Annotated in this window: 12 protein-coding genes; 1 reads left to right on the top strand and 11 read right to left on the bottom strand. The window is 73.6% G+C overall.

From position 1 onward, the window contains the following. Positions 1-185 precede the first annotated feature (185 nt). A complete protein-coding gene (gene coaD / locus ABZS80_RS22860; RefSeq protein ID WP_355058783.1) occupies positions 186-671 on the bottom strand; it encodes a pantetheine-phosphate adenylyltransferase in 486 nt (161 codons plus the stop codon). A gap of 112 nt (positions 672-783) precedes the next feature. Beyond that, positions 784-1,263, bottom strand: a complete 480-nt coding sequence (locus ABZS80_RS22855; protein WP_151462299.1) for an NUDIX domain-containing protein — start codon at positions 1,261-1,263, stop codon at positions 784-786. 176 nt (positions 1,264-1,439) lie between these two features. Here ABZS80_RS22855 and ABZS80_RS22850 point away from each other — a divergent pair, with 176 nt between their 5' ends. Next, positions 1,440-1,952 (top strand): HAD domain-containing protein, encoded by a 513-nt coding sequence (locus ABZS80_RS22850; protein WP_355058860.1) that lies wholly within the window; start codon positions 1,440-1,442, stop codon positions 1,950-1,952. 95 nt (positions 1,953-2,047) lie between these two features. Here ABZS80_RS22850 and ABZS80_RS22845 read toward each other — a convergent pair whose 3' ends face one another. The 9 genes from ABZS80_RS22845 to ABZS80_RS22805 all read right to left on the bottom strand — a co-directional run bounded on the left by ABZS80_RS22845 (position 2,048) and on the right by ABZS80_RS22805 (position 13,786). Next, positions 2,048-3,277, bottom strand: a complete 1,230-nt coding sequence (locus ABZS80_RS22845; protein ID WP_355058781.1) for a M50 family metallopeptidase — start codon at positions 3,275-3,277, stop codon at positions 2,048-2,050. Continuing rightward, entirely contained in the window at positions 3,274-4,323 is a 1,050-nt protein-coding gene (locus tag ABZS80_RS22840; RefSeq protein ID WP_355058779.1) for a thiopeptide-type bacteriocin biosynthesis protein, read from the bottom strand. The genes ABZS80_RS22845 and ABZS80_RS22840 overlap by 4 nt, the downstream gene beginning before the upstream one ends. Then, on the bottom strand, positions 4,320-7,100 hold the full coding sequence (locus tag ABZS80_RS22835) for a lantibiotic dehydratase (protein ID WP_355058777.1): 2,781 nt from the start codon (positions 7,098-7,100) through the stop codon (positions 4,320-4,322). Before ABZS80_RS22835 ends, ABZS80_RS22840 begins: the two co-directional genes overlap by 4 nt. A 28-nt stretch (positions 7,101-7,128) precedes the next feature. Next, a complete protein-coding gene (locus ABZS80_RS22830) occupies positions 7,129-8,730 on the bottom strand; it encodes a SagB family peptide dehydrogenase (protein ID WP_355058775.1) in 1,602 nt (533 codons plus the stop codon). Positions 8,731-8,740: 10 nt separating this feature from the next. Next, positions 8,741-10,690: a TOMM precursor leader peptide-binding protein gene (locus tag ABZS80_RS22825; RefSeq protein ID WP_355058773.1), complete on the bottom strand. Its 1,950-nt coding sequence runs from the start codon at positions 10,688-10,690 to the stop codon at positions 8,741-8,743. 97 nt (positions 10,691-10,787) lie between these two features. Next, the gene (locus ABZS80_RS22820; RefSeq protein WP_046564718.1) at positions 10,788-10,973 is read right to left on the bottom strand and encodes a thiazolylpeptide-type bacteriocin; all 186 of its coding nucleotides are present in this window, start codon (positions 10,971-10,973) and stop codon (positions 10,788-10,790) included. 75 nt (positions 10,974-11,048) lie between these two features. Continuing rightward, positions 11,049-11,267 carry a thiazolylpeptide-type bacteriocin gene (locus ABZS80_RS22815; RefSeq protein WP_225853738.1) on the bottom strand — a complete coding sequence of 73 codons (219 nt, stop codon included), beginning with the start codon at positions 11,265-11,267 and terminating at the stop codon, positions 11,049-11,051. 182 nt (positions 11,268-11,449) lie between these two features. Further along, positions 11,450-11,632 (bottom strand): hypothetical protein, encoded by a 183-nt coding sequence (locus ABZS80_RS22810; protein ID WP_046564715.1) that lies wholly within the window; start codon positions 11,630-11,632, stop codon positions 11,450-11,452. A 54-nt stretch (positions 11,633-11,686) separates the two neighbouring features. Then, positions 11,687-13,786 (bottom strand): TOMM precursor leader peptide-binding protein, encoded by a 2,100-nt coding sequence (locus ABZS80_RS22805; protein ID WP_355058770.1) that lies wholly within the window; start codon positions 13,784-13,786, stop codon positions 11,687-11,689. Positions 13,787-13,807: the final 21 nt, after the last annotated feature.

Here is a 13,807-nt window from a genome sequence, read left to right as displayed (position 1 = left end):
TGTGGCGTCGCGCATGGCGATCAGCCCGAGTATCAGTCCGCGGCGGATCGCGGCATCGATCGCGGACCGCACGTCCGGGTCGAGTGACTCCCCAGGTGGCCGCCGCCGAGCAGCCCCAGCAGAGGTGGCCGCGGCGTTCCTGCTTGTCGACCAACCCTCGTCGACCACACTCCGGGCACCGAGAGTCAAACATGGTCACGTGGCCCAGTCAGTGCTGCGTCGCGGGCCGAGCGGTAGGCGCGCGCGACCGTGGACGACGTGGCCGCCAACTGCGGACGGGACGGCAACCAGACGGTCTGAATGCCGAGGTGCTCGTTCATCGCAGCGAGCCGGTACTCGTGGCGAAGGTCCGCGGCCGTACGCAGGCCGCGGACGATGACCGTTGCGCCACGGCGCAGGCAGTAGGCGGTGGTCAGGCCCGTCCAGGTGTCCACCTCGACATTGGCCCAGGCGGTCGGCATGGCGTCCCGTACACGTGCGGCCCTGGTCGCGGCCTCGGCGGTCGGCTGCTTGTCGGGGTTCACCGCCAGCAGCACGATGATCCGGTCGAAGAGCACCCGGGCACGGGCCACCAGGTCGTGGTGCCCCGGGGTGAACGGATCGAAGGTGCCGGGATAGACCGCCAAGGCACCCTGTGCTGGCACCACTCCACGATCCGGCGTAGCGGTCACCGGGACTCCAATCAACTGGCCACGGCCTTGTCGTCACCGTCGACCACCGCCGGCATCCTAATCTGCCGCCGACCGATCGCTACCCACCGCGAGGGACCCTCGAAAGGCCCGATCATGGCGATGCAGGGCGATGGACCTCTGGACCGCTCGGCGATGCGGCTGTCCGTGCTTCATCGCGACGAAACAGCCGGTCAGGATCGGGCACAGAACGAAGCAACGCCGCCAAGACGCCATCCACGAGGGGGAGGCCGCCCAGCTCGCCGATCCCGACCCATGCGATGTCGTCATGCTCGTCAGGTGCACGGTTGGTCGGAGAGCCAACCCAGTCTCCGATCTGCCAGACGCCCACCTGAACGGCGTCCTCACCGACGCTGGCATGCACGACGCCCAACCGTGAAGCGGACTCCGCCACGATGTGAACACCGAGCTCCTCGTGCATCTCACGCGCGAGGGCTTGTAGTTCCGACTCACCCGCTTCGACCTGCCCCCCGGGCAGATCCCAGACGTCTGGGAAGGCCCGCTTGGTCGGCCTGCGGTGCACTAGCAGGACCGCGCCGTTCTCAACGAGTGCGCCTGTGACGACGACATGCATGGCGGGAGTAGAGCACAGGGATGGGACAGGCTCGCTCCAGCCGAAGGGCTGATCCGCCGCTGACCGGGAGTTCTAAGGGCGTTACGAAAGGTGCGTGCAGCGACGAGCCGGTCCTCCCCCGGGCGAGCGGGCGCACCTGGCTCAGCCCGGTGAGCCCTCAGTACGGTTCGGGCGTGATGACCCGCCCTACCGACAGCCCGCTGATTTTCCTCGATGTTGACGGTCCCCTGATCCCGTTCAAGGCCCGGCCGGGTCACGACGAGCGCGGCGTTGCGCAGCCGTTGGACGCTCCGGGCAATCCCCTGCTCGATCGCCTTGACCCGCAGGACGGGCCGAGGCTGCTGGCACTGGGCTGCCAGTTGGTCTGGGCGACGACGTGGATGGCGGAGGCGAACGAGGTCATCTCGCCGCGGCTCGGGCTCCCGGACCTGCCGGTCGTCGAATGGCCGGACGACGACGAGGTTCCGGCGCGCGGCCTGCACTGGAAGACCGTGTTCCTCACCCGATGGGCGGGCGCCCACCCGTTCGTCTGGTTCGACGACGAGACAACCGATGCTGACCGGCGATGGGTAGCGGCACACCACCGGGCGCCGGCGCTGCTGCAACGTGTCGATCCCTACGTGGGCCTGACCGAGGCGAACTTCGCAACGGTCCGTCGCTGGCTCAGGCAGATCGACGGCGATGCGTGATGGCCCGCACGCTCATGCCGCCAAACATGGGTGGTCGTCTCGCCTGGCGCCGTGCACGGGCACCGTCAGGTGACAGGTGGTGAGGCTAAGCAACGTCAGCCCGGCCGGGCCGTCCCGGCGGCCCGGCGGCGGGCGACCCATCCGGCCAGACCCAGCAGCACCAGCGCCTCCGCGACCAGGATCGTCACAGCCCACCCGCCGCCGGTCCAGCGGGCCAGCGTGACGTACCAGTAGCGCACGAGCAGCGTGAGCAGCGTGACCGCGAACACCAGCGAGGCCAGCCCGTAGAGGGCGTACGCCGCCCGGTCGCGCGGCCGGTAGCCGCGCACCGCCGCCGGACCCCGGCGGAGCAGGCGGCCCCAGAAGCGGTAGCTGTCGGTCCGCAGGTCGGCGAGGTTCAAGGCGTGGCTGAGCATGTAGTAGCCGTCGAGCCGCAGGAACGGCACCAGGTTGAGCGCGGCGGTCGCCGTGCCGAACAGCAGCATGGTGCCGGCCAGGTCGTGCAGCGCCCCGGGACCGCCCCAGATCCAGAGCGCGGCGAACGGCACGAGGGCCAGCATGCTCACGAACACGCCGGCGAACGCGGTGGCGACCCGCCGGCGCGCGGTGAACAGCACGATGTCGTCGACCTTGCAGTACGGCGCCAGCATGGGAAAGCGCCACATGACGCCGATCTCGGTGCCCCGCCCGCCGAAGTGCCGGCAGGTCAGGCCGTGCGCGCACTCGTGCAGGAAGACGATCAACCAGGTGATCACCACCGAGGCCAGGATCGCGACCAGGGGCCGGTCGCCCCGGGCCACGACGTCGAGCAGCGCCGGCAGGTGCAGGGCCACGTACCCGGCGAGGGCCAGCACCACGAGCAGCGCCGGCAGCACGAACCACCAGGTGAACAGCGGGGCCAGCCGGGGCAGCAGCCGGTCGAAGAACCGGTCCGGGTCGTAGAGCGGCCACCGGGCCGACAGCGGTCCCCGCCGGCTGCGGGCCGCGCCCTCGACGGCGGTGTCGGTGAGCCGGGCGAGGGCCGCCGGGTCGGTGGCGCCGTGGAGCAGTTGCCGCTGGTGCAGCATGCCGAAGAGCTGCTGCCAGTTCTCCGGCCCGAGCCGCTTTCCGAAGGTGGCCGCGTACTCGGTGGCCAGGTCGTCCAGCGTCCGGGTGCCGTCCATCCGGGACAGCAGGAAGTGCTCGCGCGGTCCGACGCGGTAGAACCAGCCGGTCTCCGGGTCCTTCACGTGGTGGACCAGCTTCTCCCCCCGCCACTGGCCGGGGCCGAGCACGACCTCGGCCCGCAGGCGGGGCCGGGTCCAGGTGGCGTCCGTCGTGGTCACCGTGGGCCGGCCGGGGCGAGGTCGTCGAGCAGGGCGGTCCGCAGCACGTACGACAGGTAGATCTCGTCGAGGATGCTCACGCCGAGCCGGTTGTTGGTCATGTGGACATACGAGCTGAGCAGGATGGGCAGGGCGGCGTCCAGGTCACGGACCTCGGTGGGCTCGGCGCCGCCGCGCTGGAACACGAGGTCGCCCCGTTCGGTCGCGGCCACCACCCGGTCGCGCAGCTCCCGGCAGTGCGCCGACCAGCGGCCCTCGACGCCGCCGGGCCGGACGTCGGCGTGCTCCCGGGCCGCCGCGCGGATCTGGGCGAGGCGGTCGCGCAGCGCGGCGTCCATGCGCCGGTAGCTGTTGTCGAAGCTGGCGTGGTAGTCGTCGCTCGGCTCGGAGTAGGAGACCTCCCAGAACCGGCGGTACTCGTCGAGGAACCCGGCGATCCGCTCGTCGTCGGTGAGGAAGACCGCGCACATCATCATGGTGAGCTGGGCGGACAGCCCGAGCAGCACCGGACGCACGTGCACGTTGGTGGTGGCCAGCAGGTCCAGCACCACGTCGCTGGAGTGCTCGAAGTGCCACTCGGCCAGCTCCATCCCGGCCGGCCCGCCGTAGCGGCCGTACTCCCGCTCGTAGGGGATGTGGTGCCAGCTGTTGTTGGCTCGCATCGGCATCACGCCGTCGGGGCCGTACTCCTCGTCCCAGCGCTCCCGGCCGTACTCGGCCAGGAACATCTGCTTGTACAGGTCGCCCAGGCCCTCGCTGTCCACCTCGTAGAGCGCGGGGCGGCGGCGCAGGAACGCCGCGATGGCCTCGTCCACCCGCGCCTTCACGACCGCCGGGTCGGCGCCGGGCGCGGGCAGCACCCGCAGGCGTACGTGCGGCCCCTCCATCCAGTACTTGATGAAGAAGTACCGGCTGATGAGCCCCTCGGCCCGCAGCTCGTCGACCAGCGGCCGGACCCCCTCGACCAGCATGGGGTTGGCGTTGCTGGCGTAGAAGACGTGGACGCTGAGCCAGTCGTGCTCGACCGGGGAGGGAAAGGACGTCATCGGTCATCCACCTTTCCGGCGCGGACGCCGTTGAGCTCCACGGTCAGTTCGGTGACGTGGGTGCCGCCGGGGCCACGAAGCACCTGCTCGTCGCGGTCCGGCAGCATCTCGGTGAGCACCAGGCGGCTGCCCGCCCCCCGCCCGGTCGCCTCCAGCAGTTGCAGGCAGAAGTGGCTGTCGAAGTCGACGTAGAGCGGCTTGTGGTCGGGCCGACCGCCCGGCTGCACGGCGGGCTGGCCGTCGTCGGCAGCCGGGGTGAGCCGGGTGCCCTCGGGGGTGGCGAAGACCCGGCGGGGCAGGTTGTTGTCGCGGCGCCAGCGCTGCCAGCGCAGGAACCAGTCGGCGTCGCTCTGCTCCGGGGTGCGCGGCGGCGGCAGGTAGTCCGGGTGCAGCTTCCACATGCGCCGTTGCAGCACGAGGTCGCCGTGCACGATGCGCGGGTAGCCGGCGATGCCGTGCCCGGGCAGCGGCACGGTGGTGCCGGCCCACAGGTCGGGCTGGGCCATGCCCAGGTAGGCGAAGGTGAGCAGCACCTGCTGCACCTCGGGCAGCGCCATGGGCAGCAGGAAGCCCAGGTAGACCGGGATGACCTCGGCGTCGAGCCGGCGCGAGCGCAGCAGCAGCCGGTCGGTGACCGGGTCGTGTTCGACGCTGAGGTCGTCCATGTGGATCTGCTCGGCGGCCGGCCGGAAGCTGACCTCCCCCGGGCACACCAGCTCGTACGGGGTGACCGCCGGGTGCAGGTTGAGGTTGGTGGCGTCGTACCCGCCCTTCAGCTCGGCGAGCACGGCGCCCGGGGGCGCCAGCCGGGCCAGCTCGGCGCGGAGCGTGCCGGCGAGGTCCTGGTCGGCGAAGAGGTGGGCGAAGCGGGAGAACAGCAGGGTCATGCCGGAGTAGATCCGGTTGACCACCACCCGGTGGCGGTCGCCCTGGTCGGCGATCTGGAGGAAGAACGACCGGGGGTCGAGCGTGCCGAGGGTCTCGGGCACCATGGCGGCCACGTCGGTCATGACGTCGTCGTCCAGGCGCAGCTCCTCGGCGCCGGCCGGCAGCCGGTCGTACGCCTCGTTCATCCGCCGGGCGACCTCGACGCGGGCGTCGTCGAGTGCGGTGATCTCGTCCTGCTTGAACCAGTTCTCCTGCCGCACGTAGGTGTTGTCGGCGTCGAAGGCCCGGCGACGCATCATCCGCCCGCTGTAGTGCTCGAAGAAGTCCTGCTGGAACTCGTGGGCGAAGGTGAGCAGGTCGTCGCAGCGCCCGCCGGCGCCGTAGCGGGCCCGGAAGAAGCCCTTGGTGGCGAGCCGGCGCGGCAGGTTGATGTCGAACACCGGCATGATGCGGGCCAGCGCCCGCAGGCCGGGCAGGACGTCGCGCTCCCAGCGGGCCCGGTCGGCGGTGACCGGCCGGCCGGTGCGCAGCGTGGCGTCCTCGTAGAGCAGGGTCCGCGGGGCCGGCACGTCGGCGCGGCCGAGGTCGGTGTGGGCGGCGACGAGTTCGCGGCGGATGTCGGCGAGCACCCGGCGGCGGCCCGCCACGTCGTGATCGGGGTAGCCCGTGGCGAGGCGGTTGGCGGACCCCACCCGCTCGGCGAGCCGGTCGGCCCAGTCGCGGCCGATCTCCCCGAGCGCCCGCCGGTAGCCCTCGACCGGGTCGTCGGCGTGGATGTCCAGGTGCAGGTTCGGCACCACGAGCAGGCCCACCCGCAGCAGGTGGTGCAGGTACTGCGCGATCTCCGCGGCGGGCCGGTCGTCGGTAGTCAGCTCGTCGACCAGGTCGGCCAGGCGCCGGACCCGGCCGCCGTCGAGCGCGGCCAGGATGTCGTGCAGCACCCGGCCGGTGGGCAGCACGAACAGCGACTCGTGGATCGACTCCAGGGTGATGGCGGCCTCGCCGTCCTCGGAGCTGGTGCGACGGCGGCGCAGGTAGCGCAGCCGGCCGCGCTCGATGCGCCAGCCGGTGGTGAGGGCCACCGGCAGGTCCGCGCGCAGCGTCTCGTCGGCGAGGACGACGGCCGAGAGCCGGCCCAGCGCGGCCAGGTTGAGCCGGGCCGCGCCCCGCTTCGCGTCGCCGGTGTGGTCCGTCACCGGCTCGACGTCGAGCAGCGGGCCGGCGCTCGGGGCGAAGGTGCCGACGTTGACGGTGGTGAGCCGGCTGAACGGGCTGGTCTTGCAGGCGGTGCGGAACGCGTACTCGAGCAGGGACCGTTCCACCCGCCGGGCCCGCTTGCCGAGGCGGCCGGGCGCGGCCAGGTAGGTGGGCAGGTACTGGTCCAGCGACGGCGAGGCGAGCAGGATGCCGCCGCGCAGGTCCGGGTGGTCGGCCAGCTGGCGCAGCACGTCCCGGCGCTGCGCCAGCTCCGCGGCCAGCACCGCCGCGCCGTCGGCCAGCTCCCGGCGGTACGCCGCGAAGGTGTCCAGCCAGCCGGCCAGCATCCGGTGCGTGTCGGCGCCCAGTTCCGCCGCCGGCCAGGCGTCGGCGTCGGCGGGGTCGGGCCGGCGCAGGTTCCACACGTCGCGGCGGAGCCGGATGAGCCGCCGCCGCAGCCGGTCGTCGGCGAGGTTGCGAGCCACCGCCTCCTGGAGCGCGTCGGCCAGCGGCGGGCCGGTCGCGCGGAGCCGGTCCTCCAGGTCGAGGGTGCGGCGGGCCCAGGCGGCGCTGCGGTCGAAGGCGAGCCGGTCGGCGACCTCCAGCGGCAGGCCGGCGGTGCGCAGCATGAACACCTCCGGCATCCGCCAGGACACCTCGGCGGCCGCTGGTGCGGGCAGGGACACCGTCACGGGTCTCTCCTTCGTCGACGTGTGGGGGTCAGAGCCGGTGGACGAGATCGGCGGTGCCGTCCGGGTGCCGCCCGAGCAGCAGGAACAGCACAGTCCGTTCGTCGGTGCCGGACAGGCCGAGGGCCTCGTCCATGGCGACGTTGTCGAAGCCCAGCACCGCGCCGCAGCCGATCCGCTGAGCGGTGGCCGCGCAGTAGCCGCGCTGGGCGACCGCGCCGATCTCGGCATTCAGCAGCCGGTAGCCGCGCGGGCCGACGGCGTCGAGCACCGCGTCCAGCCGGCCGGAGATGGCCAGCACGGCGCCGACCTGCCCCATCGTGTAGTTGGTGAGGAAGTACTGCTGTTGCAGGAAGGCGGACATGCCGCCGTCGGGTTCGGCCGCGGCGGGCAGCAGCGCGTGCCGCCGGGGGCAGTAGCCGTAGGTGCCGGCCGTGAGGCCGTCGACGTGGTTCGCGAACACCCACAGGCGGGTCAGCGCCGGCGCGTCCGGGGGCAGCCCGGCGTCGGCCGGGTGGTGACGCCCGGCGGCGGCGAAGGCGAGGGTGGTGCCCAGTTCGGCGGCGGTCAGGTCGGGCGGCCGGCGGAACCGGCCGAAGCTGCTGGACCGGGTGGCGAGGACCGTCGACAGGGGACTCTCCAGCCGGTCCAGCAGCGGCGCGGGCAGGGCCACGGGCTCGCCGGGCAGGTCCCGGGGCGCGGCCGCGGCCAGGGCCTGCGGCGCAGGGACGGCCGGGGCTGCGGCCGCCCGGTGCACCGCGGTCACCGCGGGGAACTCCCGCAGCCGGCGGGACCGCTCGAAGGCCGGGTACCGGACCCGGACGTCCGGGCTCCGCCCGGCCGGTCCGGCCGGCTCGGCGCCGGCCCAGGTCAGGGGTACGACGGCGAAGGCGCTCTCCCGGTCGCCGTCGAGGCCGAGCAGCCGGTCCACCGGCGCCGGGTCGAAACCGAGCAGCCGGGGCAGGGGTACGCCGAGGGCGCGCGCCAGCAGGTCCCAGGAGCCGAGCAGGGCGCCGAGGTCCTGGGTGACCACGTGGTAGCAGAAGCTGTTGTATTTGAACGAGTTCTTCCAGAACCGGATGGTCGCCACCAGGAAGCTGTCCGCCTCGCCCGCCTGTTCGCCGACCGCGGCGCGGACCCGGTCGCCGGCGTCACCGAGCAACAGCCGTTCCAGCACGTGCGGGCCGGTGCCGTAGTGGTAGACCCCCGGCAGCAGCGGCGCGGAGCCGCCGGCCACCAGGTAGAGCTCCACCGGGTACATGCCGCCGCCCGAGGCGGTGCCGCGCCCCCAGACGGCGTGCTCGAAGTGGGCTCGCTTGGCCAGGTCCTGGTTCCAGTTCACGGTGAGCCGCCGGTCCAGCACCCCGTACGACAGGCGCAGCAGCGCCGACAGGGCGGGCAGCGACCAGCCTCCGGCCGGCGGCAGGCCGTCCCCGGTGAACAGGTCCCGCAGGGTGGGCAGGGTGGGCGGGTCGGCGGGCAGCGGCACCCGGGGCGCGTCGGGGTAGCTGATGTGCCGGGAGGGCTGGTCGACCCAGTCCACCTCGTGGTTGAGCGGTTCCATCGGCACCCGCGCCCGGCGGAACACCGCCTCGGCGTACTCCCGGACGACCTGGACGGCCTCCTGCTGCATGGCGGTGCTCCTAGGGGAAGGGGTGCGGGTGGGGGTTGCGGCCGGTGGCGCCGAGCCGGTCCGGTCCGTGCGTGCCGCGGGCCAGGTGGCGCTCCAGGCGGTCGCTCCACAGCACCCGCTGGCGCTGCCAGCCGAAGTCGATGGGGACCAGCGCGGGCGCCACCACGGCCATCGTGTGCACGCCGGCGACCTCCTGCTCCGGGCAGGTCTGGTCGACCGCCACGACGTCCCCGCCGAGCCCGGCGATCAGCCCGCACAGGTATTCCATGTCGGCGCGCAGGTCGTCGTGGACCGGCCGGGTCGACAGCCAGTCGCCGTACAGGTCGTCCATCGGGCGCAGCGGCGGGTGGTCGAAGAGGAAGCCGGCGTGGCGGGTCATCTCCGGCAGCCCGTACAGCAGGGCGTGGTGGCTCAGCTCGGTGATCTTCGTGTAGTCGCGGATCATCTCGCGCAGCTCCGGCTCGCTGGCGGCCACGCGCTCGTCGAAGCCGGGCACGTAGGACGCGGTCTCGCAGACGGCCGCGCGGACCGCGTCGTCGGGGTCGAGGCTCGCGCCGGCGGCGAAGCAGAGCTGGCCGAGCCCGCCGCCGCGCTTCACGGCGACCGCGGTGACCACCGGCACGGGCAGGTCCGCCCGGGTGTCGAACAGCCGGATGTCGTACCCGAGCAGGTCGACCCGGTCGAGCATGAAGTGCACCCGCTCGTCGCGGCAGGTCGCCGGGTCGATCTCGGCGAGCCGGGCGGAGCCGTACCAGGCGAGCAGGAACGCGTCCCGCTCGACCAGCTCCAGCATGCCGTGCAGCAGCGCCTCCTCGGGGCAGCTGCCGCTGGCGCAGCCGTTGGAGCACTCCTGGACGAACTTGCGGTGGTCGGTGCGCCGGTCCAGGTAGTAGACGAGCTGCTCGGGCACCAGCCGCGGCACCTTGTCCCGCAGCGACCAGCCCCAGACCCAGGGCATCGGCCGCTCCGGCGCGTACTGCTCGTAGTAGAGGCCGTGCCCCTGGTAGAACGCGGGGTGGTAGCCCAGCCCGGCGGGGTCCAGGGCGTCCGGGGCCAGGTTGGCGTAGCTGTCGAAGACGCTGGTCCGCCGCGTGCGGGGGAACTGGCCGGCGTACCGTTCCAGCCCTTCCAGCAGCGCGTACGTCTCGCTGCCGCCGTAGCTGTTGGCGTGCCCGCTCCACCACATCTCGTGCAGGTCGTAGCGGCTGCGGATGCGGAAGTAGCCGGTCACCGGCGCCGTGGCGGTGGCGTTGTACGCCCGCAGCGCCCCGCCGCCGAGCGCGCCGGCCACCGGGTTTGCCAGCGCCGCGACGGGCAGATCCAGCTCGCCGGCCGAGCGCAGCCGGTATGCGGACGGGTCCGGCTTGGGCCGGCTGGTGAGCGGGATGACCGCGGCCTCGGCGGTGTCCGGCGCGACGGTGGCGCAGGCCGGGCACTCGGAGTCGGCCAGCACCGGCACGACCGTGGTCTCCAGGGTGTCCATCCGCAGCTGCCACAGCCGTCCGAGGCCGGGCCGGTCGGTGCGCGGCCGGGCGGCGTCCAGCAGGAGCTGCCACAGCGCGTCGACGGCGAACGGCGTCAGGTGGGGCAGCGCGGCGACCGTGCCGACCCGGGCCTGGTGCTCCAGGGCGTGCCGCTCCTCGCGTACCCGGATGGCCTGCCAGCGGCGCTGCGTGCAGAGCGGGCAGGGGCCCGGCGGGGTGCCCGTCCACCGCGGCCCGACCAGCGCGGTCGCGCCGTGCAACCAGATCGGCACCACCGCGCCGGTCCTGCCGTCCCCGCCCTCGGCGTATGCGTCGGTCAGGCCGAGGGCGGCGATGCGGACGGTGACGCCGTGCAGCGGCGCGTCGGGACCGGCCGGCTGCCGCGCGCGATCCTGGAATCGCTCGTGGAACGCCTCGCCGAGCTGTTTGAGGCTGCTGTCCCACCCGGTGGAGGTGGTCCGGACATCGACGATCATGCGGTTCACCTGTCTGCGGTCGCGGGGCTGTGATGCGGGGAACCGGTGCCCCGCCGGCGTGGCTCGCCGGCGGGGGCGGTACGGCGGTGGGTTCAGATCACCCGCCGCCGCATCCGGTGCTGGTGCTGCTGCTGCAACAGCTCGACGTGCTGCAACTGCAGCAGCTGGAGCAGGAGCAGCTGGAGCTCGACCAGTCCATGACCATCGCGTCGATGGCGTCGACGTCCTCGATCTCGAACGTCTCCGTCTCCAGCGCGCGCAGTTCCTCAGTCAGTTCCGGCATTTCCTTCCACCTCCCCTCGGGCGGTCAGGGCGCGCGGCGCCGGCGGCCGTCCGGAGCGACCGGCGGCGACGTCGCTCAGCTGGTGCTGCTGCAACTCGACGAGGTGCAGCTGCAACAACTGGACGTGCTGCAGCTGGAACAGCTCGACGTGCTCGTGCTGCTGCTGCAGATGTCCATGAGCTCGGCGGACAGATCAGCGATGTCCTCGATCTCGAACGTCTCGGTCTGCAGGTCGCGAAGCTCGCTGCGGACCGAGTCGGGCAGTACGCCGGATGTCGGGGGTTGTGTGGGCACAGGCCTCTCCTTGAGCCGCGTTCGAGCCGGTCGTCGGTGGTCCGCCCGCACCACCACGGTGGCTGCGGAGGCACGCAGGGGGCTACTCGCCGGCGTCGGCCGGCGGCGGATGGTGCGTCATCGATGCGGTGTCCCACCGGGGACCGGATTCGTCAGCGTCGGGGGCAACCCCGTCGGACCGGTCAGCCGCAGCTGGAGGTGCTGGTGCTGGTGCTGCAGCAGCTCGACGTGCTGCAGCTGCAGCAGCTCGAGCAGGAGCAGCTGGAGCTGGTGGCGGCGAGCGCCTCGCCGCCGTCCTCGACCTCCTCGATCTCGAAGGTCTCGGTCTCCAGCTCGCGGAGCTCGTCGTTCAGGGTGATCGGCATGTTGTCACCTCCTTCCCGTGGTGCGTGCCTCGCCGAAACCACTGACGTGGTGGTTCAGTCGGCCGCCGGGGCGTGCCGGCGCAGCAGCACGACGCCGCTGCGGAAGGCCCCGGTGGCCCGGACGTCCCGGGTCGTCGTCTCGACCAGCAGGGCGCTCGTCCCCCGCTGCGCCAGCGCGGCCAGCACGGCCGCCCGGTCGGTCGGCGTGGCCGCCGCGGCGGCCGGGATGTCGCCGACCGTCAGCACAGCCGGGTCGAAGTCGGGCAGCACCGGGTCGCCGAGGTCGGCGGCGGCGCCCTCGAAGTGCCGCACCTGGACCCGCCCGACCGCGTCGCGGACGGCCGCCAGCCGGGTCGCGACCGGGTCGTACCCGCCGGCGAGCGCCCAGTCCCGGTCACCGCCGTCGGGCGGCTCGGCGACGGCGAGCACGGCGTGCGCCGGCTCGGCCCCGGCCAACGTGTAGACCGACAGCCGGCGGCCGAACCGGTGGGCGGCCTTGACCACGAACGCGGTGTCGTCGTCGCCGACCAGCTCCTCCTCGCCGACCGGGCGCACCTCGGCCCGCCCGCGCAGCGCGTCGATCAGCGCCCGGTAGGCCAGCGCGTCGGCCAGCCCCCGGTCGGCGACCTCGTCGAGGGAGCCACCGGCGGCGGCGCCGGCCACCGTTGGCTCGGCCCAGCCATCGGCGTTGAACCCGGAGGTCGGCAACGCCAGCGCGGCCGGCACCCGGACCGACCCGGTCCCGCCCAGGACGGTGGCCGTCAGCCAGCGGGTGCGCCGCCGGTCGTCGCCCGGTGGCACCGCGGTCGGCGCGAGCTCCGACCAGGGGACCGGCTCCTCGCCCCGCTCGCGCAGCTCGGCCGCCGACGCGCTGACCGCCGCGGCCGGGTCCGCGTGGCGTGCGGCATGGTCGCGGACCGCCACCCGGTACGCGGTGAGCCGGGCGCCCATCACCGTGTGCACGTCGAAGGCGGTCACCTCCCGGGGGCCGCGCCGGCCGGGCAGCCGCAGCCGGGCCGTCTTCAGCGGCGCCTGCTCCAGCGGGTCGTCGACGAACCGGGTGAACACGCCGGCGTTCGGCGTCACCAGCGCCTCGGCCCGCTGGTAGGTCTCCTCGTCGGAGCCGGCGGTCGGCCCCGGGTCGGCCACCTCGACGTCGCGGCAGACCGGGCACGCCGGGTGCGGGAGCACCCGCTCCCGGGTGGACTCCAGGGTGGCCGTGTCGAGCAGCAGGACCCCGCCGCCGGTGTCCGGGGCGAACGCGCCGGTGAGCGCGCGGAACAGTTCGAAGGCGGCGGCGTTGCCGAGCATCCGGGCGGTCACCTCGGGCAGGGCCGCGGCGACGTCGCCGCCGACGGCCAGCTGGCGCCAGAACTCGGCCGCCGTCGCCGGGTCCGCGGTGGCGGCCAGCCGGAGCTGGGCGCAGTGCCAGCACGGGGTCTGCCCGGCGAGGACGGTCGGGCCGACCACGGCGCGGGCGTCGTCCCAGCGCACCGGCACGAGCAGCGGCCCGTGCCGGTGGCAGTCGCGGGCCAGGGCGGCCAGGCGGGCCAGGCCGTCGGGGCCGGTGCAGCAGACGACCACGTCCACCGCGCGCAGGTCCGGCGCCCCGCCGGGGTAGCGCACCTCGACCGGCAGGCCGTCGGCGCGCAGGTCCGCCAGCTCGGGCGCCAGGGCCTCGGCGTACCCCTCGGGGCCGTCGTCGGGGTGCAGGTCGAGGCGGACGCAGCCGTTGCGGAGCAGTCCGCTCGCCGCGGCCAGCAGCGCCGCTCCCCCGCCGCAGAGCGCCACCCGCGCGGAGTGGAAGCGCTGGAACCGGCCGGTGGGGTCGTCCGCGAAGTGGTCGACGAACTCGATCTGGGCGGCGAAGCGGCGGGCCAGCGGCTCGGGCAGCGGGGTGCGGTCCCCCGCGTCCTTGGCGAAGCCGCGCTCGAGCAGCGCCCGCACCAGGGTGAGCACGGTCTGCCGCTGGCCCGGGTCGAGGGCGGCCGTGAGCTGGGCGAGCGTGTGCTCCCCGGTCAGGTAGGGGCTGAGCGACGTCAGCCAGCGGAACGCCGACCTGCCCTTGATCAGGAACGCGCTGTCCGGCCCCCGCAGATACGCGCCGGCCGGGGCGTCCAGGAAAACGACATCGTGCCGCAACTTGGGGCGCATTTCCAGGCTTGTTGCACCGTC

Origin of the sequence: Micromonospora sp. NPDC005305, assembly GCF_040607315.1 — a bacterium.
GTDB lineage: Bacteria > Actinomycetota > Actinomycetes > Mycobacteriales > Micromonosporaceae > Micromonospora.
This window is presented reverse-complemented; position numbering and strand designations above follow the sequence as displayed.

What these genes read in the sequence shown, in the direction of transcription:
- ABZS80_RS22855 (WP_151462299.1), bottom strand. Translation starts at nt 1,263, where the DNA reads ATGCATGTCGTCGTCACAGGCGCACTCGTTGAGAACGGCGCGGTCCTG.
- ABZS80_RS22850 (WP_355058860.1), top strand. Translation starts at nt 1,440, where the DNA reads ATGACCCGCCCTACCGACAGCCCGCTGATTTTCCTCGATGTTGACGGT.
- ABZS80_RS22840 (WP_355058779.1), bottom strand. Translation starts at nt 4,323, where the DNA reads ATGACGTCCTTTCCCTCCCCGGTCGAGCACGACTGGCTCAGCGTCCAC.
- ABZS80_RS22830 (WP_355058775.1), bottom strand. Translation starts at nt 8,730, where the DNA reads ATGCAGCAGGAGGCCGTCCAGGTCGTCCGGGAGTACGCCGAGGCGGTG.
- ABZS80_RS22825 (WP_355058773.1), bottom strand. Translation starts at nt 10,690, where the DNA reads ATGATCGTCGATGTCCGGACCACCTCCACCGGGTGGGACAGCAGCCTC.
- ABZS80_RS22820 (WP_046564718.1), bottom strand. Translation starts at nt 10,973, where the DNA reads ATGCCGGAACTGACTGAGGAACTGCGCGCGCTGGAGACGGAGACGTTC.
- ABZS80_RS22810 (WP_046564715.1), bottom strand. Translation starts at nt 11,632, where the DNA reads ATGCCGATCACCCTGAACGACGAGCTCCGCGAGCTGGAGACCGAGACC.
- ABZS80_RS22805 (WP_355058770.1), bottom strand. Translation starts at nt 13,786, where the DNA reads ATGCGCCCCAAGTTGCGGCACGATGTCGTTTTCCTGGACGCCCCGGCC.